At 63.2% G+C, this 22,762-nt stretch carries 31 protein-coding genes; 19 read left to right on the top strand and 12 right to left on the bottom strand.

Going from position 1 to position 22,762, the window contains the following annotated elements; all coding sequences use genetic code 11:
• Positions 1–8: 8 nt before the first annotated feature.
• The 9 genes from HQR01_RS00345 to pyrE are packed head-to-tail and all read right to left on the bottom strand — an operon-like array spanning position 9 to position 6,271.
• Entirely contained in the window at positions 9–416 is a 408-nt protein-coding gene (locus HQR01_RS00345; RefSeq protein ID WP_173211832.1) for a PaaI family thioesterase, read from the bottom strand.
• Positions 409–867 carry a PaaI family thioesterase gene (locus HQR01_RS00340; protein WP_173211831.1) on the bottom strand — a complete coding sequence of 153 codons (459 nt, stop codon included), beginning with the start codon at positions 865–867 and terminating at the stop codon, positions 409–411. The genes HQR01_RS00345 and HQR01_RS00340 overlap by 8 nt, the downstream gene beginning before the upstream one ends.
• A gap of 47 nt (positions 868–914) precedes the next feature.
• Complete coding sequence (ruvX, locus tag HQR01_RS00335; RefSeq protein ID WP_173211830.1) at positions 915–1,409, bottom strand: Holliday junction resolvase RuvX; 495 nt, start codon at positions 1,407–1,409, stop codon at positions 915–917.
• Positions 1,388–2,548, bottom strand: coding sequence for a DUF3089 domain-containing protein (locus tag HQR01_RS00330; protein ID WP_173211829.1), 1,161 nt, complete (start codon positions 2,546–2,548; stop codon positions 1,388–1,390). The genes ruvX and HQR01_RS00330 overlap by 22 nt, the downstream gene beginning before the upstream one ends.
• Positions 2,538–3,638 (bottom strand): AI-2E family transporter, encoded by a 1,101-nt coding sequence (locus HQR01_RS00325; RefSeq protein WP_173211828.1) that lies wholly within the window; start codon positions 3,636–3,638, stop codon positions 2,538–2,540. Before HQR01_RS00325 ends, HQR01_RS00330 begins: the two co-directional genes overlap by 11 nt.
• A 29-nt stretch (positions 3,639–3,667) precedes the next feature.
• Positions 3,668–4,555 carry a signal peptidase I gene (gene lepB, locus HQR01_RS00320; RefSeq protein WP_173211827.1) on the bottom strand — a complete coding sequence of 296 codons (888 nt, stop codon included), beginning with the start codon at positions 4,553–4,555 and terminating at the stop codon, positions 3,668–3,670.
• The gene (acpS, locus tag HQR01_RS00315) at positions 4,552–4,953 is read right to left on the bottom strand and encodes a holo-ACP synthase (RefSeq protein WP_173211826.1); all 402 of its coding nucleotides are present in this window, start codon (positions 4,951–4,953) and stop codon (positions 4,552–4,554) included. The genes lepB and acpS overlap by 4 nt, the downstream gene beginning before the upstream one ends.
• Positions 4,950–5,693, bottom strand: coding sequence for a pyridoxine 5'-phosphate synthase (locus HQR01_RS00310; RefSeq protein ID WP_234030332.1), 744 nt, complete (start codon positions 5,691–5,693; stop codon positions 4,950–4,952). The genes acpS and HQR01_RS00310 overlap by 4 nt, the downstream gene beginning before the upstream one ends.
• Positions 5,690–6,271, bottom strand: coding sequence for an orotate phosphoribosyltransferase (gene pyrE / locus HQR01_RS15180; RefSeq protein ID WP_234030200.1), 582 nt, complete (start codon positions 6,269–6,271; stop codon positions 5,690–5,692). Before pyrE ends, HQR01_RS00310 begins: the two co-directional genes overlap by 4 nt.
• Before the next feature lie 208 nt (positions 6,272–6,479).
• Here pyrE and coxB point away from each other — a divergent pair, with 208 nt between their 5' ends.
• The 15 genes from coxB (at position 6,480) to HQR01_RS00235 (ending at position 17,987) form a co-directional block, all read left to right on the top strand.
• The gene (gene coxB / locus HQR01_RS00305) at positions 6,480–7,490 is read left to right on the top strand and encodes a cytochrome c oxidase subunit II (RefSeq protein ID WP_173211824.1); all 1,011 of its coding nucleotides are present in this window, start codon (positions 6,480–6,482) and stop codon (positions 7,488–7,490) included.
• Positions 7,491–7,520: 30 nt separating this feature from the next.
• Positions 7,521–9,206 (top strand): cytochrome c oxidase subunit I, encoded by a 1,686-nt coding sequence (gene ctaD / locus HQR01_RS00300; RefSeq protein WP_173211823.1) that lies wholly within the window; start codon positions 7,521–7,523, stop codon positions 9,204–9,206.
• Positions 9,207–9,321: 115 nt separating this feature from the next.
• Complete coding sequence (locus tag HQR01_RS00295; RefSeq protein WP_199800343.1) at positions 9,322–10,272, top strand: alpha/beta fold hydrolase; 951 nt, start codon at positions 9,322–9,324, stop codon at positions 10,270–10,272.
• Positions 10,273–10,295: 23 nt separating this feature from the next.
• Positions 10,296–11,213 carry a heme o synthase gene (locus HQR01_RS00290; RefSeq protein WP_173211821.1) on the top strand — a complete coding sequence of 306 codons (918 nt, stop codon included), beginning with the start codon at positions 10,296–10,298 and terminating at the stop codon, positions 11,211–11,213.
• Positions 11,214–11,336: 123 nt separating this feature from the next.
• A complete protein-coding gene (locus HQR01_RS00285; RefSeq protein WP_173211820.1) occupies positions 11,337–11,900 on the top strand; it encodes a cytochrome c oxidase assembly protein in 564 nt (187 codons plus the stop codon).
• A 66-nt stretch (positions 11,901–11,966) separates the two neighbouring features.
• A complete protein-coding gene (locus HQR01_RS00280) occupies positions 11,967–12,788 on the top strand; it encodes a cytochrome c oxidase subunit 3 (protein WP_173211819.1) in 822 nt (273 codons plus the stop codon).
• Complete coding sequence (locus tag HQR01_RS00275) at positions 12,788–13,177, top strand: DUF983 domain-containing protein (protein ID WP_173211818.1); 390 nt, start codon at positions 12,788–12,790, stop codon at positions 13,175–13,177. Before HQR01_RS00280 ends, HQR01_RS00275 begins: the two co-directional genes overlap by 1 nt.
• Positions 13,178–13,759 (top strand): SURF1 family cytochrome oxidase biogenesis protein, encoded by a 582-nt coding sequence (locus HQR01_RS00270; protein WP_173211817.1) that lies wholly within the window; start codon positions 13,178–13,180, stop codon positions 13,757–13,759. It begins immediately after the preceding gene.
• Between the two features lie 50 nt (positions 13,760–13,809).
• Positions 13,810–15,201, top strand: coding sequence for a threonine synthase (gene thrC / locus HQR01_RS00265; RefSeq protein WP_173211816.1), 1,392 nt, complete (start codon positions 13,810–13,812; stop codon positions 15,199–15,201).
• Positions 15,201–16,091 carry a class I SAM-dependent methyltransferase gene (locus tag HQR01_RS00260; protein ID WP_173211815.1) on the top strand — a complete coding sequence of 297 codons (891 nt, stop codon included), beginning with the start codon at positions 15,201–15,203 and terminating at the stop codon, positions 16,089–16,091. The genes thrC and HQR01_RS00260 overlap by 1 nt, the downstream gene beginning before the upstream one ends.
• Positions 16,092–16,100: 9 nt before the next feature.
• A complete protein-coding gene (locus HQR01_RS00255; RefSeq protein ID WP_173211814.1) occupies positions 16,101–16,475 on the top strand; it encodes a dihydroneopterin aldolase in 375 nt (124 codons plus the stop codon).
• Entirely contained in the window at positions 16,472–16,771 is a 300-nt protein-coding gene (locus HQR01_RS00250) for a Rossmann fold domain-containing protein (RefSeq protein ID WP_173211813.1), read from the top strand. Before HQR01_RS00255 ends, HQR01_RS00250 begins: the two co-directional genes overlap by 4 nt.
• A gap of 3 nt (positions 16,772–16,774) precedes the next feature.
• Complete coding sequence (locus HQR01_RS00245) at positions 16,775–17,017, top strand: MoaD/ThiS family protein (protein WP_173211812.1); 243 nt, start codon at positions 16,775–16,777, stop codon at positions 17,015–17,017.
• Positions 17,010–17,477 carry a molybdenum cofactor biosynthesis protein MoaE gene (locus HQR01_RS00240; RefSeq protein ID WP_173211811.1) on the top strand — a complete coding sequence of 156 codons (468 nt, stop codon included), beginning with the start codon at positions 17,010–17,012 and terminating at the stop codon, positions 17,475–17,477. Before HQR01_RS00245 ends, HQR01_RS00240 begins: the two co-directional genes overlap by 8 nt.
• A 78-nt stretch (positions 17,478–17,555) precedes the next feature.
• A complete protein-coding gene (locus HQR01_RS00235) occupies positions 17,556–17,987 on the top strand; it encodes a hypothetical protein (RefSeq protein ID WP_173211810.1) in 432 nt (143 codons plus the stop codon).
• Positions 17,988–18,056: 69 nt separating this feature from the next.
• On the opposite strand, the gene HQR01_RS00230 is transcribed toward HQR01_RS00235, so the two are convergent.
• Positions 18,057–18,632: a hypothetical protein gene (locus tag HQR01_RS00230; protein ID WP_173211809.1), complete on the bottom strand. Its 576-nt coding sequence runs from the start codon at positions 18,630–18,632 to the stop codon at positions 18,057–18,059.
• Between the two features lie 132 nt (positions 18,633–18,764).
• Here HQR01_RS00230 and rplU point away from each other — a divergent pair, with 132 nt between their 5' ends.
• The 3 genes from rplU to HQR01_RS00215 all read left to right on the top strand — a co-directional run bounded on the left by rplU (position 18,765) and on the right by HQR01_RS00215 (position 20,217).
• Positions 18,765–19,190, top strand: a complete 426-nt coding sequence (rplU, locus tag HQR01_RS00225; protein ID WP_173211808.1) for a 50S ribosomal protein L21 — start codon at positions 18,765–18,767, stop codon at positions 19,188–19,190.
• 12 nt (positions 19,191–19,202) lie between these two features.
• Complete coding sequence (gene rpmA, locus HQR01_RS00220; RefSeq protein WP_173211807.1) at positions 19,203–19,472, top strand: 50S ribosomal protein L27; 270 nt, start codon at positions 19,203–19,205, stop codon at positions 19,470–19,472.
• A 205-nt stretch (positions 19,473–19,677) separates the two neighbouring features.
• A complete protein-coding gene (locus tag HQR01_RS00215) occupies positions 19,678–20,217 on the top strand; it encodes a GNAT family N-acetyltransferase (protein ID WP_173211806.1) in 540 nt (179 codons plus the stop codon).
• A 56-nt stretch (positions 20,218–20,273) separates the two neighbouring features.
• On the opposite strand, the gene HQR01_RS00210 is transcribed toward HQR01_RS00215, so the two are convergent.
• The gene (locus tag HQR01_RS00210) at positions 20,274–21,152 is read right to left on the bottom strand and encodes a metal-dependent hydrolase (protein WP_173211805.1); all 879 of its coding nucleotides are present in this window, start codon (positions 21,150–21,152) and stop codon (positions 20,274–20,276) included.
• 114 nt (positions 21,153–21,266) lie between these two features.
• Here HQR01_RS00210 and HQR01_RS00205 point away from each other — a divergent pair, with 114 nt between their 5' ends.
• Entirely contained in the window at positions 21,267–21,866 is a 600-nt protein-coding gene (locus tag HQR01_RS00205; protein WP_173211804.1) for a TetR/AcrR family transcriptional regulator, read from the top strand.
• Here HQR01_RS00205 and ygfZ read toward each other — a convergent pair.
• Positions 21,853–22,590, bottom strand: a complete 738-nt coding sequence (gene ygfZ, locus HQR01_RS00200; RefSeq protein ID WP_173211803.1) for a CAF17-like 4Fe-4S cluster assembly/insertion protein YgfZ — start codon at positions 22,588–22,590, stop codon at positions 21,853–21,855. The genes HQR01_RS00205 and ygfZ overlap by 14 nt on opposite strands.
• Positions 22,591–22,762 lie beyond the last annotated feature (172 nt).

Here is a 22,762-nt window from a genome sequence, read left to right as displayed (position 1 = left end):
ATAGCAGCTCAGGCGTCCGCCATGAGCACGTTCATCACCGCAGTTGCGATCGGCCGGGCCGGATCGTCCTGCCAAGCTTCGACCGTGATGTTCGCGCTGCGACGCCCAAGCTTGGTGATCCGCCCCTTGGCATAGCTCGTTCTGCTCTTGCCCGCGGATAGATACTGCACGGTGATGTTGATCGGCTTGAGCACTGCCGTGCGGCCAAGCCGGTCCAGTTCAGCGCGCAGCACACCATAGCCCGCGGTTTCGAGCAGGCCGCCGGTGGCACCGCCGTGGTAATGCTCGGGGCGCCCCTCAACGGTCGCGTCGAATTCGACGCGTAGCACGGGGATGTCGCCATCCCACCGATCGACCAGAATGCCGAGCGAGCGGGCATAGGGCGTCAGCGCATCGATGTGACCGGCCTCAGCCATTCCAACCTACCGGCACGCTGCTGGCGATCTTCATGAAGGCGCCCTGGATATGGGCCACCGGGTCGTCGGCGTCGCCGTCATGTGCGAATCCGCGGACGAAAGCTGCGCTCCGCGTGACGCGATAGCATTGCGACCGGCCGAACACGTTGGCGCCTTCGCGCGCCGGGCGGACGTAATCGACGCGCAGATCGAGGGTTGCGATGGCACTGAAGTCAGCCATAGCGCGCCAGATCGCCATGCCGCTCGCCATATCCATCAGGCTCAGGATCGGGCCCGAGGCGAGTACCTTGCCGCCTGCCTCTGCCAGCAGGTCCTGCCGCCAGGGTAGCTCGAGCTCGACCCAGTCGTCGCCGTGGGCGGAATAGCGCATGCCGAGCCAGCCTGAATGGCCACGGCTCGACATCAGTTGTACCGCGCGCCGCGGATCGAAACTGGGTCTGGTATCCGTCATGCAAGGCGCGATAGCGCCCGGTCCTTGCGCCATTCAATCAATTAATTTCAGCCAATCGAGAAGCCGCCGCCTGCCAGGGCGTCGATGGCACCCTGGAGGATGATCGCCGCGGCATGACTGTCGATTTTCTCGGCGCGTTTCGCGCGGCTCAGGTCCTGCGCGATCATCGCGCCCTCAGCGCTGGCCGTCGACCATCGTTCGTCCCACAGCAACACGGGCAGTTCCAGCGCCGCGGCCACATTGCGTGCGTAGGCGCGGCTCGCCTGGGCACGAGGCCCTTCGCTACCGTCCATGTTTCGTGGCAGTCCAATGACGACCCCGCGGATTGAACGATCCTGAACAAGCGTGCGCAAGGCTTCGCTATCCTTGGAAAACTTGCCGCGCGGCAGCGTCTTGCCTGCGGTTGCAAAACGCCAGCCAGCATCGCAGGTCGCCACGCCCAGGGTCTTGGTCCCGACGTCGAGCCCCAGCAATGCCCCGCCGTCGGGCAAGGCGTCACCGAAATCGAGAGCGCTGTCGGTTACGAGCGGCTTGCCGTCCATGCCTTCACTCGCTCGACCACGTCGTCCTGCAGGTTCTTCCAGAACAGGGGAATGTCATAAACGTGATAGTTGTCGCCCGGAAGAACGCCTTCGCCCATGACCGGCGGCTCCCCGATGTAGAGGAGGCCATTGTCGCCACAACGCGCCGGAACTGCGTCGGGGACCAGCTCGGCGCGCGCCAGCGTTTCGTTGGGCACCAGCGTGCCACGATTGGCAGCAGCTGGAGCGGTTCCACCCGTACCGCCGGTGAGCGGATTTACGCACAGGATCGGTCCGCTGCCGCGCGGCTGCCCGTCAAACCCGGGAGTGGCATCATAGCGTTCCATGATCATGATAGAATCGCCGCCTTCGGCGATGGTCGACCAGGCGAGCAGGCATCCCGTCTGCCCCGCGGCGGCGCAGGCAGGGATCGGAAGCGCGGGTAAGTCGTGCTTTACCGATAGCGGCCAGCCCGGCGCGTAGACTGCCACGATGCGCTTTTGGAGCGGTGTGCCGCCGATCTCCTCGCGCAGGAGCTGCAGGATATGCGCAGCACCCTGGCTGTGCCCGGCAAGGACAATCGGCTTGTCGGGATCGACGCTGTCGACAAAGAAGCGGAACGCCTGCAGCACGTCGGCATAGGCTGCATCGATCGCCTTCTGCGCCTCAGGTTTGTCGGTCAGGAAGGCGCCTGCCGCGGCTTGCCGGTACTTGGGGGCCCAAATCTCGTCCGCTCGATTGAACGGGCTGGCAAGCCCCTGGAGGAACAGCCGTGCGCGACCGTCAGTGGTTGGATCGTCCAGCGTAGCGTTCCAGCCACCACCCACTTTGATGTAGCTCGTCGGGGGTACGAAGAACACCGCGAACGAGGGTGCCTTCTCGCTTTCGCGGGCCAATTCCTCTGCTGGTGCCACTGAGCCTGCGCTTCTGGACATGGCGGGCTGGTAACGCGCGGGATCGCTCCTTCCGATGCCAGGGCGCGAATACCACATTGCTGGATCCTGGTAGGCATTGTCGGCGAGCGGTGGTTGTTCGACGAATTCGCCGCGAGGGACGAAGGCAATCTGTGTCGCTTCACGCGACCAGATAGATAGCGCGATCGCACCGGCGATGAAGGCGACGATGACTATCGCCACGAGATACAGGAATTTACGCGCCATTTTTCGCAACCTTCGCGCGTTCTTCCAGGCCGGCAATTTCGGCCCGTCGCTCGAGCGCAACCTTGATCATGGCCAGCAACGGATCGGCGAGGAACAGGCCGATGATGCCGAAGAGCAGCCCCATGATCAGCTGGAAGGAGAGGACCAGCGCCGGCGCTAGGTCGACCGTCTTCTTGGCGATCATGGGGATGACCACATAGCCGTCGAAGTTCTGGACGAAGAAATAGACGAAGATGGTGTAGAGCCCCATGTCGACCCCTCCCGAGAAGCCGACCATGACCATGAGTACGCCCGAAACCAGCGCGCCGAGGTTGGGGATGAAGGCCAGCAGGCCTGTGAGAATCGCGAGAAGCGCGGCCATGGGGACCGTGCCGATTCCTAGCAACTGGGCGACCAGCGTCAGCATGAGATAGGTGAACACCGCTTCCACCACCATGCCCAGCAGGCGACCGCCCATCAGCCGGCGCATCGTCAGGCTCATCCGGTCGACGACCAGGTAGAAGCTTTCCCGGCGGTGGCGCGGGAGCATCCACGCCACGCCGCGTTCATAGAGCTGGGGGTCGATCGCCAGGTAGATGCCGATCACGATGATCAGCAGCACGGTTGCGAACCCGCCAAGGATCCCGCCGAGCGCCTTGGTGACCGTGCCGATACCGCTGGTGAAGTTGACGGCATAATTCTGAATCTGCGCCTGGTTGATATCGATCCCGCGCTCACGCGCCATTGCGATCAGCTCGCCCAGCTGGCGCTCGAGTATGGCCGGGAATTGCTCCGCTTCCTGCGCAATCGTCGCTCCGGCAAAGCTTGCCAACCAGACCATGAATGCGACACCGGCGAACAGCACCAATGCCACCCGCCAGATCCGCCCGATCGGCATGATCCTGCCTAGCAGGCGGGCCCCGCCGTCGATGATCGCGGCGAAAACCATGGCGCCGAAAATGGCCAGAAGGGGCCGGGCAATGGCGACCGCCAGTGCGACGCCGCCGATCACGGCAGCCCAGACCAGCGCACGGTTCACTTCGTGGCGGAGGCGCGGGTCGCTGATGCGCGATGGGCTGGAGCCGAGATCGTGCTCGTCGAATTCGGGCATAACGGCGGCGATCCTCCCTATACGCTAGCCTAGTTGGCGGGACTGGTGCTCCGTTCCACCAGCGCCGGGCGCAAGGTCGATCCGGCACGTCCGCCGCGCAGACTGGTAAACCAACTTACCGGGTTCAGCGAAGTGGTTCCATCCAGAGAGAAGGTGATGAATTCCGCTCGTCCACCGATATTGACCAGCGGAACCGGGCCGCCCAGGCCCTTTGCCGCGATTTCCGCGCGGCTGTCTGCCGAATGGTCGCGATTGTCACCCATCACGAAGACTGCATCGTCAGGGACAGTGATCTCGGGAAAATCGTCCAGCCCCTGCGGTTCGTGATCGATGATCAAATAGGTCGCACCATTAGGCATCGTTTCACGCAACACCGGCACGCGGCAGACGCGATGACCATCCTTGTCGGTGGCCCTGAATTCGTCGGGCAGAAAGCCATCACAAGTCGAGTTGCCGTCCAGGGGCAAGTCGAGTGCGGGTTCGACCTTCTGTGGAATGGGGGTACCGTTCAGGATGATTTGCCCATTGCTCACGGCGATCCGGTCACCGGGCAAGGCGACGACGCGCTTGATGTAATCCTCGTCCCGCGTCGGATGAACCGGGATGACGATATCTCCGTATTCGGGCGTGGCTGGCCAAAGGCGCCAGCTACCGCGCGGGGCAAGGTGGAAGCTGATCGAGGACCAGTTCCATCCGTATGGATATTTGCTCACCACCAGCCGATCGCCGATCAGCAGGTTGGGCATCATCGATTCCGAGGGGATATAGAAAGGCTTGGCGACGAAGCTGTGGAAGGCCAGTACTGCCAGCAGCATGACCGCAAGCCCGCGGATCTCCGCAATCCAGTCGATCTTCTCGTCCGTCTTTTCGGGTTCTTTGTCGGTGATGTCGTTCACTGCCGGGGTGCCGGTGCTCATGCAGGAAGGGCCTCGATAATCACGTAGGCCTGCGCCCATGGATGATCGTCGGTGAGGGTAAGATGAATGCGTGCCTCATGGCCGTGCGGGACCATTTCCGCAAGCCGGATTGCGGCGCCGCCGGTCAGCGACAGGGTAGGGGCCCCACTCGGCGCGTTGACCACGCCGATATCCTTCATGAAGACGCCACGGCGAAAACCGGTGCCGACCGCCTTGGAGAAGGCTTCCTTCGCGGCGAAGCGCTTGGCGTAGGTGCCGGCGATGGTGAAGGGGCGACGGCGCGCCTTGGCAATCTCGATCTCGGTGAAGACGCGATACTCGAAACGTTCCCCGAAACGGTCGAGTGAATTCTGGATGCGCTCGATGCTGCACAGGTCGGAGCCGAGGCCGATGATCACAGTCGGGCCTCGTCCATCAGGTCGCGCATGCGACGAACCGCGGTTTCGAGTCCGACGAAAACCGCCTCGCCTACGAGATAGTGGCCGATATTGAGTTCGGCGAGTTCCGGGATGGCGGCGATCGGTTTGACGTTATCGTAGGTCAGGCCGTGTCCGGCATGCGGTTCGATACCCATCTCGCGGGCGAGGGTGGACATGCGGGCGATGCGATCGAGTTCGCGTGCCTCGCGCTCGACATCGCCGTCCAGCCCGGCATGCGCATATTCGCCCGTGTGGAATTCGACCACCGGTGCGCCAAGTTGCCTAGCGGCTTCGAGCTGGCGTTCGCTCGCCTCGATGAACAGGCTCACCCGGATGCCCGCATCCGAAAGGCGCGTGACGATGGGAGCCAGCTGGTTGTGCAGCCCTGCCGCGTCGAGCCCGCCTTCGGTGGTGCGCTCCTCACGCTTTTCGGGGACGATGCACGCGGCGTGCGGCGCATGGGCAAGGGCGATGGCAAGCATCTCCTCGGTGGCCGCCATCTCCAGGTTCAGCGGCAGGTCGGTGGCAGCCTGAATGCGCTGGAGATCGGCATCGCGTATGTGCCGACGATCTTCGCGCAGGTGCGCGGTAATGCCGTCGCCGCCGACCGCTGCGACGATCTCCGCCGCCCGCACCGGATCCGGGTGATCGCCGCCGCGCGCGTTGCGGATCGTGGCGACGTGGTCGATGTTGACCCCCAGGCGAAGCCGCGTACTCAGGACTTGCGGCTCCCAGGCTTGGTCACCGGGATGGCAGCGAGTTCGGGTGGTACTTCGTCCTCGGCGTAGCTGGGGAAGTTGATTTCGATCAGCGGGTAGAAGGGGACGCCAAGGTCGGCTGCGCCGTTCGAACGATCGACCAGCGAGCATTCGGCAATCACTTCACCACCTTCGCGCCCGACCGCGGCGATCGCCTCGCGGCTGGAGAGGCCGGTCGTGACAACGTCTTCGACCATCAGCACCTTGGCGCCCGGCTCAAGGCGAAAGCCCCGGCGTAGCTCGAAGGTGCCTTCGGGCCGTTCAAGGAACAGGGCATCTTTTCCCAATGCACGGCCCATTTCATGGCCGATGATGAGTCCACCCATCGCCGGGCTGACCACGGTGTCGATCTGCGCGCGCAGATCGCGGGGGAGCTTTTGCGCCAGGGCGAATGCCAGCCGCCCGGCGCGTTCGGCGTTCATCAGCACGCGCGCGCATTGCAGGTAGTGTCCGCTATGGCGTCCGCTGGAGAGCTTGAAGTGCCCTTCGAGCAGCGCCTCGCTCGCGCGGAATTCGTGGAGGATTTCTTCGTCTGTCATATGTGGCTGGCTCAAAGCGCTTTGCGGCGGTTTGCGCAAGCGTGAAGTGTTTATGCAGATTTTTCGTCCCTGCCGCTTGAGGCCCGGGCGACTCCTGCCTATAGGCGGCCCAAATCGCGCCCTGTTGCGGGGGTTTTCTCCGTGCGCGGCGGGTTTTGACGGGTCAATAGACCGAGCCGACAACGAGACACGAAAGAGCGTCCAGACGATGAAATTTCTTGGCTCCCGCAACGGGTTCCACCGGATCGCCGCCAGCCTGCCGATGGCGCTGGCGCTCATGCTCAGCCCGTCGCTGGTGCAGGCGCAGGATGCGCCCGCTGCCGCACCGACCGAGGCGGTTGCTGCGGCAACCGACGAGGCGGCCGCGACGGACGTAGCGCCTGCCGGCTCCTACACTCCGATGAAGCCCACCGAAGGCAAGGGCATGCCCGTTCCCGGCGGCATCGACGTCCAGCCGCAATATTCGCCCACCGGCGACTTCGCGCATGGCCTGCATGTCGGTCTGGTCTGGGTCATGGCGGTAATCAGCGCCTTCGTCCTGCTGCTGTTCGTGATCGTCATCGTGCGCTTCAACAAGCGCGCCAACCCGGTTCCTTCGAAGACCAGCCACAACACGCTGATCGAAGTGGTCTGGACCGTCGTTCCGGCGCTGATCCTGCTGGGGATCGCGGTGCCTTCGATCACGCTCATTGCCAAGCAATATGAAAGTCCGCCGGAGGACGCGATCACCGTCAAGGCGATCGGCTACCAGTGGTACTGGGGCTACAGCTACCCGGACAACGGTGACTTCGAGATCGTGTCGAATATGTTGAGCCCGGAAGAGGCGGAGAAGCGCGGCGAGCCGTCGCAGCTCGCAGTCGATAACCGGATGGTCGTGCCCGCTGGCGTGCCCATCCGCCTGCAGACCACTGCGGCCGACGTGATCCACTCCTTCGCCGTGCCGAGCCTGTGGTTCAAGCTGGATGCCGTTCCGGGCCGGCTGAACGAGAAGGTTCTCTTCATCAAGGAGCCGGGCGTTTACTACGGCCAGTGCTCCGAGCTCTGTGGTGCCCGCCATGGCTATATGCCGATCGCGGTCGAGGCGCTGCCGATGGACAAGTATAACGAATGGGTCCTGGCCCAGGGTGGTACGATCAAGGGTGCGGAAGCAGCCCCGGTCGCCGACGCCGCGGCAGCACCTGCCGAGGGTGCAGAGCCCGCTGCCGCCCCTGCCGCCTAAGAAATCCGATTAGCTCGAGAGTATAGCACGATGGCCACCACCGCCGAACACTTCGAGGCCCACCACGAAGATCACGCGCACCATGATGCCGACCACAAGCCCGGCTTCTTCGCGCGCTGGTTCATGTCCACCAACCACAAGGACATCGGGACACTCTACCTGATCTTCGCGATCATCGCCGGTATCGTCGGCGGTGCGATCTCGGGCATCATGCGTTTCGAGCTCGCTCAGCCGGGTATCCAGTATCTGCAGTTCTGGGCAGAGCTCATGGGCGGCAACGCGGATCTCGATACATCCTATCACATGTGGAACGTGTTCATCACCGCCCACGGCCTGATCATGGTCTTCTTCATGGTCATGCCGGCAATGATTGGCGGTTTCGGGAACTGGTTCGTTCCGCTGATGATCGGCGCGCCGGACATGGCCTTCCCGCGCATGAACAACATCTCGTTCTGGCTGACGGTCGCCGGCTTCTTCAGCCTGCTGTTCTCGATGTTCGTGCCCGGCGGCACGGGCCCGGGCGCGGGCACCGGTTGGACCGTCTATGCACCGCTTGCGACCACCGGTTCGCAAGGGCCTGCAGTCGACTTCGCGATCTTCTCGCTGCACCTCGCCGGTGCCGGCTCAATCCTTGGCGCTACCAACTTCATCACCACCATCTTCAACATGCGTGCGCCGGGCATGACCCTGCACAAGATGCCGCTGTTCGTATGGTCGGTGCTGGTTACCGCGTTCCTGCTGCTGCTGGCCCTGCCGGTCCTTGCTGCGGCGATCACCATGCTGCTTACTGACCGTAACTTCGGCACGACCTTCTACGATCCGGCCGGCGGCGGTGACCCGATCCTTTACCAGCACCTGTTCTGGTTCTTCGGCCACCCCGAAGTGTACATCATGATCCTGCCGGGCTTCGGCATGATCTCGCAGATCGTTTCGACCTTCAGCCGCAAGCCGGTGTTCGGCTACCTCGGCATGGCTTATGCCATGGTCGCGATCGGTGTCGTCGGCTTCGTCGTGTGGGCCCACCACATGTACACCGTCGGCCTCGACGTGAACACGAAGATGTACTTCACCGCGGCGACCATGGTCATCGCAGTGCCGACCGGCGTGAAGATCTTCAGCTGGATCGCGACGATGTGGGGCGGCTCGATCGAGTTCAAGAGCCCGATGGTCTGGGCGATCGGCATGATCTTCCTGTTCACCGTTGGCGGCGTGACCGGCGTCTACCTCGCGAATGGCGGCGTGGACGACGTGGTGCACGATACCTATTTCGTGGTGGCGCACTTCCACTACGTGCTGTCGATGGGTGCCGTGTTCTCTATGTTCGCGGGCTTCTACTACTGGTTCCCGAAGATGAGCGGCAAGATGCATTCTGAGTTTCTCGCCCATGTTCACTTCTGGGGCTTCTTCATCGGCGTGAACGTGATCTTCTTCCCGCAGCACTTCCTGGGCCTGCAGGGCATGCCGCGTCGCTATCCGGACTATGCAGAGGCCTATGCCTACTGGAACCAGATCAGCTCGTTCGGCTACACGATCATGGCGATATCGATGATCCCGTTCTTCCTGAACGTGTTCTACGCGCTGTTCGCCGGCAAGAAGGCGCCGGACAATTACTGGGGTGAAGGTGCAACGACGCTCGAATGGACGCTGTCGAGCCCGCCGCCGTTCCACCAGTTCAGCGAGCTGCCGGTGATCGAGGATCACCACCACGCCCACTGAGGAATTGCCGCCGCATCCCGCGCGTGACCGGGTGGGGAATGGCAGACATGCTTGCGGCCGGTCCCTCGTGGATCGGCCGTTTGCTTCTCGCGAAACGGAGTGAGTTATGCCGGAAATGCGCATGATCGATGTTGGCGAACTGAGGCTGCGCTGCGCCATCGAGGGAGAAGGGCCGTTGGCGATCATGGTCCATGGATTTCCGGAAAGCTGGTACAGCTGGCGCCACCAGATCGGTCCGATAGCCAAGGCCGGGTTCACCGCCTGCGCCATCGACGTGCGCGGCTATGGCGGTTCGGACAAGCCGTACCCGGTGGAAGCCTATGCGATGGAACGCATCGTCGGCGATCTGGTTGGCCTTCGCCAGGCGCTCTCACCCGAAGCGCCGGCGGTGCTCATCGGCCATGATTGGGGCGCACCCATCGTATGGAACAGTGCCCTTACCAATCCTGAGCATTTCCGCGCGGTCGCCGGCCTGTCGGTCCCCTTTTCCGGCGTCCCGCAACGACCTTTTACCGAGGTGTTCCGCGAACACTTCACCAGCCAGGGACGGTTTTTCTACCAGGAGTATTTCCAGGAACCCGGCGTCGCCGAGGCGGAGGCAGAGCGCGATCCCCGAGATTGGGTGGCGCGGATGATGTATTCGATCAGCGGTGACGTTCCGCCGGGCGAATATTGGAGCAAGCCGCTCGGTACGACCTTTCTGGAGGGGCTGCCGGACCCGCAGCCGGTGCCCTGGCTGACCGATGAAGACCTCGATTTCTACGAAAGCGAATTCCGCGCTTCGGGTTTTCGCGGCCCGCTCAACCGATACCGCAATCATGAGGCCGATTTCGAATGGCTGCAGGGCTGGAACGGCAAGCGGATCGAGCAACCCGCACTGTTCATCGGCGGGACGCGCGACCCGGCGACATTCCTGTTCGGCGGAATCACCGATCCAGTCGCATTGGTGAAGATGTTCGCCCCGCAATCTGAAGGTCACGTGCTCGAGGGCGTGGGCCACTGGACCCAGCAGGAACGGCCGGACGAGGTGAACCGAATCCTGATCGACTGGCTAAAGAGGTTGTGACGCCCTATATGGCCCCCGATTCCATGACCCAGGCAGCTCCCGTCCAACTCCCCGCGGAATGGCGCGATTTCTTCGCCCTGACCAAGCCGCGCGTGATGTCGTTGGTGATCTTCACCGGCCTGTGCGGACTGCTGGCTGCGCCGGGGCATATCCACCCGGTGCTGGGTTTCACCGCGATCCTCTGCATCGCCTTGGGCGCAGGCGGCTCCGCCGTGCTCAACCAGTGGTGGGAAGCCGACATCGACAGCGGGATGAAGCGGACTGCTGGGCGCCCGCTGCCCACGGGCCGAATGAACCGTACCGACGCCCGCGACTTCGGAATCGCCCTGTCGGTCGCTTCGGTCCTGATCATGGGGCTGGCGATCCATTGGCTTGCTGCTGCGATCCTGGCGGTCGCCATCGTCTACTATGCCGTGGTCTACACCATCTGGCTCAAGCCGCGCACGCCGCAGAACATCGTCATCGGGGGCGGCTCTGGCGCCTTCCCGCCGATGATCGGGTGGGTCGCCGTCACCGGCGATATCACGCTGATGCCGGTCCTGCTGTTCGCCATCATCTTCATGTGGACGCCGCCGCATTTCTGGGCGCTCGCGCTGTTCGTGAAGACCGATTACGCCAATGTCGGCATCCCGATGATGCCGGTGGTGAAGGGCGAAAAGTCCACTCGCCTGCAGATGCTCGCCTATTGCGTCCTGCTGGTCCCGATCGCCGCTGCGCCTTGGTTCATCGGTGGGACAAGCTGGATCTATGGCGTCGCCGCGCTGGGCCTCTCGCTTATGTTCCTTGCCCTGAGCCTCCCCGTTGCCTTCCGTACCGTCGTCGAAGGCGACAAGATGGTGCCTGAGAAGCGGATGTTCGCTTTCAGCGTATTCTACCTCTTCGCTTTGTTTGCCGCGCTCGTCGTCGACCGGGTGCTGGCGTATCAAGGAGTGATCGGATGACCCCCGAAGAAGAAGCCGAGTTCCGCCGCCGCCAGAAAAGCCGCAATCTCGTGTTCGGCGGCATCCTGCTGTTCATGGCGCTGCTCTTCTACGCGATTACCATTGTGCGGATGTGATGGACCGATGACTGCTGTAACGCTTGAAACCCGCAAGACACGTACCGCGCTCCTCGCTGCTACCGGAGCTTTGGCCATGCTCGGCCTCGGCTTTGCGGCGGTGCCGCTTTACCAGCTGTTCTGCCAGGTGACCGGTTTCGGTGGGACAACCCAGCGCGCCAGCGCGTCCGATGCGGCCAGCGCTGCCCAGGCCAGCACGGGGCAGATGATCTCGATCCGTTTCGACGGTAATACTGCGAGCGACGTGCCCTGGAACTTCCGTCCAGAGCAAGCCACCGATACCGTGGTGATCGGCCAGCGCGACATGGCGATCTATCTCGCCAGGAACAATTCGAACGAACGGATCACCGGTACCGCGACGTTCAATGTCGAGCCCGAGCAAGCTGGGCGCTATTTCAACAAGATCCAGTGCTTCTGCTTCACCGAACAGACGCTGGAGCCGGGCGAGGAAGTGCGCATGCCCGTGCTCTACTTCGTCGATCCGGCAGCGCTCGACGATCCCAACATGAAGGGGGTCGAGCAGATCACCCTTTCCTATACTTTCCACCGTTCGAAGGAATCTGCAGAGTAGGCTCTGGACCCGCGCGCAATGGCGCATTAAGGGCACCCGCAAAGCGAGTAACAGGACGCGAGACACATGGCTGGCAAGGTCAATCACGACTATCACATCCTCGAACCTGATATCTGGCCGCTGATCGGCTCGATATCGGCGCTCACCTTTACCAGCGGCATGGTGCTGTACATGCACGAGATGGCCAATGCTGGCCTCGTACTCGGTGCCGGTGTCATCGGCCTGATCGCAACCTTCTTCAGCTGGTTCTCGAACATCGTGAAGGAAGCGCAGCGGGGCGATCACACCCCGGTGGTGCAGCTGCACCTGCGCTACGGCATGATCCTGTTCATCGCCTCGGAAGTGATGTTCTTCGTCGGCTGGTTCTGGAGCTGGTTCGACTTCGCGCTGTTCCCCTCGACGATTTCAGAGGTGGTCGGCGGGCAGTTCCCGCCCAAGGCGATCGAAGCGGTGATGGATCCGTTCTCGCTGCCGTTGCTGAACACGCTGATCCTGCTGTGCTCGGGCACCACCGTGACCTGGGCGCACCATTCGCTGATCCACGGCGATCGCGAGGGGCTGAAAAAGGGCCTCTGGCTCACCGTAATCCTCGGTGTGCTCTTCACCAGCATTCAGGCCTATGAATATGCCCACGCGCCGTTCGGCTTCGGTGGCAACACCTACAGCTCGGCCTTCTACATGGCGACCGGCTTCCACGGCTTCCACGTTCTGGTCGGCACGATCTTCCTGATCGTCTGCCTGGTGCGCGCTTACAAGGGCCACTTCACCCCGCGCCAGCACTTCGGTTTCGAAGCGGCTGCATGGTACTGGCACTTCGTCGACGTCGTGTGGCTGTTCCTCTTCGTCGTCGTCTACGTCTGGGGTGGCTGGGGCGCTCCCATCCACTGATGGCTTCGGACAATCCCGAAACACGCGAAGGGCAGCCCGGCTTGGCCGAGGCTGCCCTTCTCGGTTTGTGTCCCCGCTGCGGCGAACGCAGCCTGTTCGATGGTTGGTTGGCCTTTGCTGGCAAGTGCAATGCCTGCGGCCTCGATCTCTCGCGCTTCAATGTGGGCGATGGTCCTGCGGCGCTTGTCACTCTTGCGGTGGGTGCGATCACCGTCGGCCTCGCCATCTGGTTGCAGCTGTCGATCGAACCGCCTTGGTGGGTTCACGTCTTGCTGTGGGTACCATTGACGCTGGCGCTGGTGATCGGTGGATTGCGCACCACCAAGGCATTCCTGCTCGCCAGCGAATACCGCAACGATGCCCGCGAGGCGGGTACGAAAGACCTTTAGATGCGTTTCCCGGTGATCCCCACCATCATTGTCGCCGCAGCCATTGCCACCATGATCGCGCTCGGGTTCTGGCAGCTCGCCCGCAAGGACGAGAAGGAAGCTATGATCGCGCGCTACGAGCGCGTGCAGGAGCTATCCTCGGAGGTCCCGTTTCCCCGGTCACCGGATGACTATGCCGAAGCGCTCTATCGCCATAGCCGCGTGACCTGCGATCGGGTTATCGCAAGCCGGACGACTTCGGGCCGCGATGTCGCTGGCGCGGGTGGGTTGGCACAGGTCGTGACCTGTGAACTCGATGGTGGCGGTACGGCGGAGATCGCGCTGGGCCTTTCCGCCAATCCCCGACCGGTTGCCTGGAGCGGTGGCGAAGTGGCCGGCTTCATCGGTGCGGCAGGCAAGGGCGTGCGCCTCGTGGCTTCACCGCCGGTGGCGGGCCTCGCTCCCATGGCCCCGCCAGACCCGAAGGATCTTCCCAACAATCACCTCGCTTACGCGGGGCAGTGGTTCTTCTTCGCCCTGACTGCACTGGTGATCTATATGCTCGCCCTGCGCCGGCGCGGCAGGGAGGCTAAGGGCGAATAAAGCGCCCCTTGCTTGCCCGCTCTTCCACGCAACGCTAACCGCTTCGCACGATGCAATACGTCTCAACCCGCGGCTCCGCGCCTTCGCTCGATTTTGCCGGCGTCACGCTGGCTGGCCTCGCTTCCGATGGCGGGCTGTATGTGCCCGCGAGCTGGCCGCGATCTTCGCAGGATGAAATCGCTGCGATGCGTGGCTTGCCATACGCCGAACTGGCCGCGCGCGTGATGCAGCCCTTCGTGGGTGATTGCCTAACCCCAGAACGCCTGCTCGAACTGACGACGCAGGCCTATGGCCGGTTCGCGCACAAGGCGGTGACGCCGCTCGTGCAGCTCGACGAACAGCAATGGTTGCTCGAACTGTTCCACGGCCCGACGCTCGCCTTCAAGGACGTGGCCCTGCAACTGTTGGGCCTGCTATTCGAGGAGTTCCTTGGGCGCGAAGGCGGAACGCTGACCATCGTCGGCGCGACCAGCGGAGATACGGGCAGCGCTGCGATCGACGCGGTGGCCGGCCTCGACCGGGTCGAAATCTTCATGCTTCACCCCAAGGGCCGGGTCAGCGACGTCCAACGGCGCCAGATGACCACGGTGCGCGCACCCAACGTCCACAATATCGCCATCGAGGGCAGCTTCGACGACGCGCAGGCGATGGTGAAGCGCATCTTCGCCGACGAGAGCGTGACGACCAAGCATCGCATCGGCGCGGTCAATTCGATCAACTGGGCACGGTTGATGGCGCAGGTGGTCTATTACTTTGCAGCGTCGCTGCAGCTGGGTGGGCCTGAGCGCAAGGTCGCCTTCAGTGTACCGACCGGCAATTTCGGCGATGTCTTTGCAGGCTATGTGGCCGCCCAGATGGGATTGCCTATCGAACAGTTGGTGGTCGCAACCAACGTCAACGACATCCTGCACCGCGCGCTGTCGCAGGGCGATTACTCGACCGGGTCGGTAACGCCCACCACCGCACCGAGCATGGATATCCAGGTCAGCTCGAACTTCGAGCGACTGTTGTTCGACGTCGGCGGCCGCGATGGCGCAGCGCTGGCAGAGCAAATGCGCGGGTTTGAGGCGTCCAAGGCCATGAACCTGACCAATGCACAGCGTATGGGTGCGAGCGACCTGTTCACCAGCGTCAGGGCGGACGAAAACGATACCGCTCAATCGATGCGCTGGGCCTATGAGCAGTGCGGCGAGGTGATCGATCCGCATACCGCCATCGGTCTCTACGCTGCGCGCCATGCCGCGCAGGTGCAGGGTAGCGCGATGGTGACGCTCGCAACCGCGCATCCGGCAAAGTTCAGCGATGCAGTGGAACGCGCCACTGGCATGCGTCCGTCGCTTCCGACGCGTGTTGGCGACCTGTTCGCGCGCGAAGAGGCCTATGTCGAGCTGCCGGGGACATATGAAGCGGTACGCGACCATATCGTCGCCAACGCGTCCTGATGGCTGAGCTGGTCCGCAATCCCGTGCTGATGGTGGGCGAGGGCTGGGATGCCTATCGCCTGCTCGACAGTGGGCATGGCCGCAAATTCGAGGAATATGGTCCCTATCGCTTCATCCGCCCCGAACCGCAGGCCATGTGGACTCCGCGGCTTGCCGATTGGGATGCGCATGGCGAGTTCGTCCCGGGCAGCGACGAAGATGGTGGCGGACGCTGGCAGTTCTCCAAGCAGGTTCCGCGCGATGGCTGGGAACTGGGTTGGGGAGAGGAGGCGCGCTTCACCGCGCAATGCACACCGTTCCGTCACCTTGGTTTCTTTCCCGACATGGCCCCTGTGTGGAGCTGGATGGGCGAGCAGCTTGCAGGCCTTGATACTGCCGAAACGATGAATCTGTTCGGCTATACTGGTGTCGGCACGCAAGCGCTGAGCCGCTTTGGCCGCGTGACCCATGTCGATGCGAGCAAGAAATCGGTTGCCCAGGCGCGCGAGAACGCTGCGCTGGCGGGGCTGGCCGATCGCCCGATCCGCTGGCTGGTCGACGACGCGGTCAAGTTCACCGCGCGCGAGGTTCGGCGGGAACGGCGCTATGACGGGATCATCCTCGACCCGCCCAAGTTCGGTCGTGGCCCCGATGGCGAGGTATGGCGTCTGGAAGAAGGGCTCTCCGGTTTAATCGGCGATTGCCGCAAACTGCTCGGCGCTAACAGCAGGTTCCTGTTCCTCACGGTTTATGCCGTGCGCATGAGCAGCCTCGCGCTTGCTGGCCTGCTGGAAGAGGTGTTCGAAGCGTTACCCGGCACCATCGAACATGGCGACCTCGCGGTGCAGGAGGACGGTTCGGGCCGCCTGCTTCCCACCGCGATCTTCGCGCGTTGGTCCAATCCGGGCTAGGGCGACGCAATGAATGATTCGCTGATCCTCGAAGTGGCCGATTTCGAGCACGACGTGCTAACCGGCATCTATTCGGAAGAAACCGGCCGCCCGCAGCCGCTGCGTTTCACCATCACCGCGCGTTTGAAGCCGCTGCACCGCTACGAGCCTGACACCTCGCTTGATCATTCCAAGAACTACATGGATCTCAAGTTCGCTGCCTCGGAAGCCCTGCCAGAGGGTGTGCACTTCAAGCTGATCGAGGCGGTCGCCGACCATGTTTGCGAGACGCTGTTCCTGCAAGACAAGCGGGTCGAGGCGGTGACGGTCAAGATCGTCAAGCTGGCGATCGCCGAGGCGGGCGAAAAGATCGGCATCACCCTTCATCGCGAGCGGCGCGAATGAAGCGGATCGAGGTGGATGGCCTGCCCGATGAGGCGCTGGCCGCCGCCGGCGTCTTCCACCAGCATTGGCTCGCCCATGTCGAGGACACGCTCGAGCAAGGCCAGGACGTGATGATAGTCGTCGCCCGGGCCGATCACACGCATCGTGAATGGCGGTTGTCGATCGTCGCGGGCCTTGCGCGCAAGCACTCTCCACTGCGCGTCAACATGGTGGCGGGCGAGGGGGCTGGTATCGAAGCGAGCGAAGCCTATCTCGCCGGAGCACCGGGAATTACCGGTCAGTACCTGGAGATCTGAGTCATGAGCGTCCGCATCCTGTTTCTCGGCCCATTGCGTGATCTGGCCGACGCGCCAGAGATGCTGGTCGAAGCGCCGCTTGATTGGGCGGGGCTGTTGGCAGTGGTCGGACCGGCAGTGGCGGCACAGCTCGGCGAGGCGCGGGTCAATGTCGCTTGCGGCGGCCGCGTGCTGGCGGACAAGACCGCGCTCGCGGCGCAGGATGGCGACGAGGTTGCGTTGCTGCCCCCGGTGAGTGGTGGCTGAGATTCTGCTCTCGGAACCGCTCGACGCGCGCCTGTTCGAGCAAGGCCTTCCGGCGAGCGAAGCCTTGGCCGCGTTCGGTGCCGCATATTCCGGGGCAGGGGCTTTGGTGTCCTTCCTCGGCAATGTCCGGCCTGACGAGACGGTCGAGGCGCTTGAACTGACGCATTACGAGCCCCTGACTCTTCCGGGGATCGAATCGCTTGCGCAGCAGGCGCTCGATCGCTTCGCCCTGACTGGCGTGCTTGCCTGGCATCGAATTGGTGTGATGGTTCCCGGCGATCCCATCGTGCTGGTCGCCACCGCAGCCCGGCACCGGCGTGATGCCTTTGCCGCGGCCGAGTTCCTGATGGACCACCTCAAGAGCGCCAGCTGGCTATGGAAGCGCGAGAAGCGCGCCGATGGTTGGCACTGGATCGAACCGAGGGCCGTGGACCACGACGATCGCGCCCGTTGGGCCTGATTTCAGCACCTTGATTTCGATCAAGGACGGCATTTGCCCGACTTGGCACAAATGCTCCTGCAACAAGGAGCATACCGCATGTCGAAGAATCTCCCCCGTACGCTGGTTGCCGAGCAGGCCTTTGTTCATGACCAGCTTGCCCCGCGCACCACAGTGGATCGCAGCTTCGAACTGCCCAAGGGTTTCTACTTCGCGACCGTAGGTCTCTATCTTGGTTTCCTGGCCGTGATGGCCGCGGGCCTTTCGACGCCCGGGCTGATCCTGCCCATGGTGATCTTCGCCTTCTCGATCCTTGCCGGGTTTGCGCTGCCGGTAATCTGGGCGCGCCTTGCGCCGGAGGCCAGTCAGAAGGCGCCAAAAAGCTGGGGCGCGCTGGTTCGCAACGGTATTGCCACTGCGACAGGTCGCGTGGCCGCAAGGGATGCAGCGGTGCAGGTACTGATCCTCCCGGTGCTGGTCTTCGTCTGGGGCGTCACCGCCGTCACGATCGTGGGGAGCGTGATGGGCTGACGTAGCCCGGACAAGACACGGCACCTAGCGCGGGGTCGGGCAACCGGTCCCGCGCTTACCTTATTCGGGTCAGCGAACGCGGTCGCGCAAGCGTTCGAGCGTTGCGTCTTCGATGTTCACCAGCGCAATGACCTTGCCGCGTGCGGCATCGATCGCGCTGACGTCCTCGGCCTGGACCGCGCCCGCCGCATGCAGGATGTCGAGATCGCCCAGTGCCGCCGCGACTTCGCTGCGGGCCGAATCAAGACCGGCCAGAGCCACCTGTGCGCTCGCCCAGGCCTCGCTGCCGATTTCCGCATCGTTGGCGGCGCTTGCCCGCTGTTCTGCCTCGGGAACCGCAGCCGTGAAGACGCGATGCGCCTCTTCTGCCTGCCCGACCAATGCGCTGAGCCGTTCCTGCAGGCTGCCGGAGTATGTGACCTCGACCCGCGGGACGTCGAGCTGCTCAGTCGCAACCGGTTCGAAGGTCCCCTGGACGCGCTCGATATCGCGGATGGCGAGGGAGGGATATTTGCCTGTGCCAGTGCCAGCACATCCAGCCAGAGCGACGAGGGCGAGTGGGATAAGGAATGTCTTGCGGTCGATCATCGGCATCGCCATAGCACGCGCATCGAGACGCGCCAGCGAGGAACCAAAAATCCTCATGCGAGCCGTTGACTTGGCGGGCCGTTTCCCCTAACGGCACGCTTCTTTCCGGGGCTGCCCAAGGGCGGCTCGACGGGTGTGCCGTGTATTCGCAAGGTCGCGGCAAAGCTAATTGATTGAGAGACAAGCACCATGTTCGCTGTAGTGCGCACGGGCGGCAAGCAGTACCGGGTTGCCGCCGGAGACAAGATCGCGGTTGAGAAGCTGGCTGGCGAAGCCGGCGACACCATCACGCTGGGCGACGTCCTGCTCGCCGGTGAAGGCGATTCGCTCGCCGACGCCGCCAAGGTCACCGTTTCGGCGGAGATCATCGCGCAGGCGAAGAGCGAGAAGGTGATCGTCTTCAAGAAGCGCCGTCGGCACAACTATCGCCGTCGCAACGGTCATCGTCAGCAGATGACCCTGCTGCGCATCACCGACGTCGGCACCGGCGCGGCCAAGAAGGCTGCGGCGCCGAAGAAGGAAGCCGCTCCGAAGGCCGAAGCTGCCGAGAAGAAGGCTCCCGCCAAGAAGGCTGCGCCCAAGAAGGCCGCCGCCAAGAAGACCGAAGCGAAGTAAGGAGACCCGACCATGGCACATAAGAAAGCAGGCGGTTCATCGCGTAACGGTCGTGATTCGGCCGGTCGTCGCCTTGGCGTGAAGAAGTTCGGCAGCCAGGACGTGGTCGCCGGCAATATTATCGTGCGCCAGCGCGGCACCAAGTTCTACCCGGGCACCAATGTGGGCATGGGCAAGGACCACACCCTGTTCGCGCTGACCGACGGTATTGTCCGATTCCACAAGGGCAAGCTCGGTCGCAAGTTCGTGTCGGTAGACATGATGGCAGAAGCCGCCGAATAGTCAGGACGCTCCGATAACGGGATCGTCCAAACGGGACGGTCCCAGCCGGGATAACCACCGGCAGCCGAAGAGGGAGATGGGACCGACCCGTCTCCCTCTTGTCGTTTCTCCCTCTTCAATTCCGCGGCGATACTTTCTTTCGCCATCACGCAATTGTCACGCGTCCGGCCTAGGAGCCCGGAGCGTGGATATGGGGAGAATACCGATGTTCCATGTGACGCAGAGGCTGCTGTTGCGGCCCGCCTGGCCCGAAGATTGGGAAGCGCTGTTCGGCGGGATCGCCGACAAGGGCGTGGTCCGCAATCTTGCGCGAGCCCCCTGGCCCTATCTTCCCGAACATGCCCGCGAGTTCGTAGCCCGCGAGCAAGATCCACGCATGCCGAATTTCCTTATGACCCTGCCGAGCAACAACGGCTCGCAGATTATCGGCTCGATCGGATTCGGTGCGACCGATACCGGGATTGAGCTCGGTTACTGGATCGCCCGTCCATACTGGGGTCAGGGCTTTGCGACCGAAGCCGGGACCGGCGTGATCGAAGTCGCCAAGCTGCTGGGCTATGAAAGGCTGGAAGCGGGGCATTTCCTCGACAACCCGGCTTCGGGCAAGGTGTTGCGCAAGCTCGGCTTCCGGCCGACGGGCAAGGTCACCAAGCGCCACAGCTGCGGCCGCGGGGAGGAAGCCGACTGCGCCCTGTATCGGCTCGACCTGGACGAGGTGGACCTCACTCCGCCGATGGCAGCCTGAATACGAAAGGCCCCGCGATCGCTCGCGGGGCCTTTTTTGCTCGTTCTGTCGGTGGGTTACTCGGCGGGCATCAGAGCCGCTTCGAACTCGCCCTCATGCTTGTTGATCAGCGCGCGATCGTCGTGATCCCAAGGATGGAAACTGGGCTTGAAATAGCTCAGCCATGCCGGGAAGATGCGGCGGACCACGCCGGGGGTGATGGTCAGGTACTTGAGCAGGCCCCACTTGGCCTTCCATCCGGTAATCCCGTCCTGTGCCAGCAATTCCAGCGTATCCTTCCAGCGATTGCGGAAGAAGTTCAGCGTGACGATCAGCATCATCAGGCTACGCAATTTCCAGCGGCGGAACGGGGTCCAGTCGCGCGTCGCGTGGAGATAGGTGTCGAAAGCGACGCCCTTGTGTTCGATCTCTTCGATCGAGTGCCACGTCCACATCTTGCGAACTTCGGGATCCGCGTCTTTGAAATGCTTGGGGTTCGCGAGGAACTCGTAGGCCATCATCGCGGTGTAGTGTTCCAGCGCCATGGTTGCCGCCAGGTCGACGATCGGCGGACGGCCGCGGGTGAGGGCGAGCATTTCCGCCACGCGAGCGTCGATTGCCTTGATGTCATAGCCATGCTCTTCGGCAAGGCGATTGAAGGCGATGTGTTCGCGCGTGTGGTTGATTTCCTGCTTCACGAAGGCGCGGATTTCCGCCTCGAGCTTGGGGCTGGCACCGTCGCGGTGCGCCTTTACCGCTTCGATGAAGAAAGCCTCGCCGCGCGGGAATGTGGCCGACAGGGCATTGTGCCAGGCCGTACCGAACGGCTCGCCCGCCCACCAGCGGCGCGGAGTCGTGCCGCGGTTGAAGCGTTCGTCGCGTACGGTGAGGGTGAGATCGGCGGGGGTCGGTGCGTGACTGCGGGAATTGGTATCGATAGAAACGGGGGCGTTCATAGAAGGCTCCACGAGATTAACTGACATCGATGTAAGTAGTGGTTACTGACACTACTGTCAATAAGTTTTCGTGACGGCTTTCACACGGCGCTGCGATCGGTTAACGGTTCGCCGATGGCGACCCGTAAGCGATTGTCTCCCGAAGAATCCCGCCTCGCAGCGCTGGAAGCGGCGCGTGCCTTGCTGATCGAAGCAGGTCCGCAGGCCGTGACCCTGAAAGCCGTCGCGGCGCGAATCGGGCGGACCCATGCGAACCTGCTGCACCATTTCGGATCGGCGGCAGGGCTCCAGCGCGATCTCGCACGGCACCTGGCTGAAACTGTCTGCGCGACCATCGTAGATGCCGTCAGGGCAAGCCGGGCGGGCCTGGGTAGTCCCCGCGAAGTGGTCGACCTCGCCTTCGACGCCTTCGACAAAGAGGGGGCGGGGGCGCTCGCCAGCTGGATGATCCTGACCGGCAACGAGGATGCGCTGACTCCCATCGTCGAAACGATCCACGACCTGGTCGATGAGATTGCCCCGGAAGAGGCGGCGCATGGCGCGGCCCCACTGCAGGTGCATGAGGAAACCCTGGCGTTGGTGCTGATGGCGATGGGCGACGCTCTGATCGGCAGTGCGCTGGCGAGATCACTTGGCCTGCCACCGACGGCAGCGCGCGATCGTGCCGAACGGATGCTCGTAAGCTCGATTGCCGAGTTTATTACGCAGGGCTGAGCGCCGACTGTAGCCAGTGCGGTGCAGTGCCGGGATCGATCGCTTCCACCCGCAAATGGTCGATCGCGAGGTTGAGGGCGGGGTATTCCACCTTCCGCCGCTTCTCCTCGGATTGCTCTAATGGAACCACGACCAACCGCCGGTTGACCTTCTGGCGCCAGTTCATGCGGGCAGTGTTCTCTTGCCCGACATAACAGCCCTTCGAAAAGCTGACGCCGTGGAGCTCGACTGCATTGGTTTCCAGCCAGAGGATGTCGCCAAGCTCCGCGCGCCCTTCGGGCACACCCAGCTTCAATCGGTGCGCATGCCATACGGCGTCCGCTGCATCGTCCTCCTCGGACACGGGCGCCAGCCAGCGCTGACCCAATGCCGCGAGCCGCGGATCGGCTGCGCCGCCATCGCCCGGTTCGGGCTGCCAATGCACGCCCACCGCAGGATCGACGGCGATCGCGATCTTGCGGCGCAGGCGATAGAGCGAGAGGCGCTTGGCAAGATCTTCTGCGGCCGCTGCCTCGCAATCGAGCTGGAGTTCGCCTTCGGCACCCGGCCATACGATGAAGTCGAACAGCGTCTTGCCTTGTGGTGACAGCAACCCGGCATAAACAGGCAACAGGCTGGTGACATCGTTCGTCACGAGGCCCTGGAGGAAACCTGCGACGTCTTCGCCCTCGTCTTTTGGAGTGAGGCGGATTACGGCGCGGTCGAATAGGCGGGTAGCGGTCATCGAGCCAAGCTGGGGTATTTGTCCGCCGGATCAAGAGCAGTCTGTCCTACAAGCGTCCTACAGGATAAGAGCTGCCGCCATGTTCGCCCGATGCGCCGTTTCACGACCGTATTTGCACGAATCTGGGGAGTGGTTTCGTTTTTCCCTGGACCCTGTTCCATGTGTTCCATCG

Source organism: Erythrobacter mangrovi (genome assembly GCF_013260645.1).
In the GTDB taxonomy this organism is placed as follows: Bacteria; Pseudomonadota; Alphaproteobacteria; order Sphingomonadales; family Sphingomonadaceae; genus Qipengyuania; species Qipengyuania mangrovi.
The sequence above is the reverse complement of the archived record's forward strand: the minus strand, read 5'-3'. Positions and strand labels throughout refer to the sequence as shown.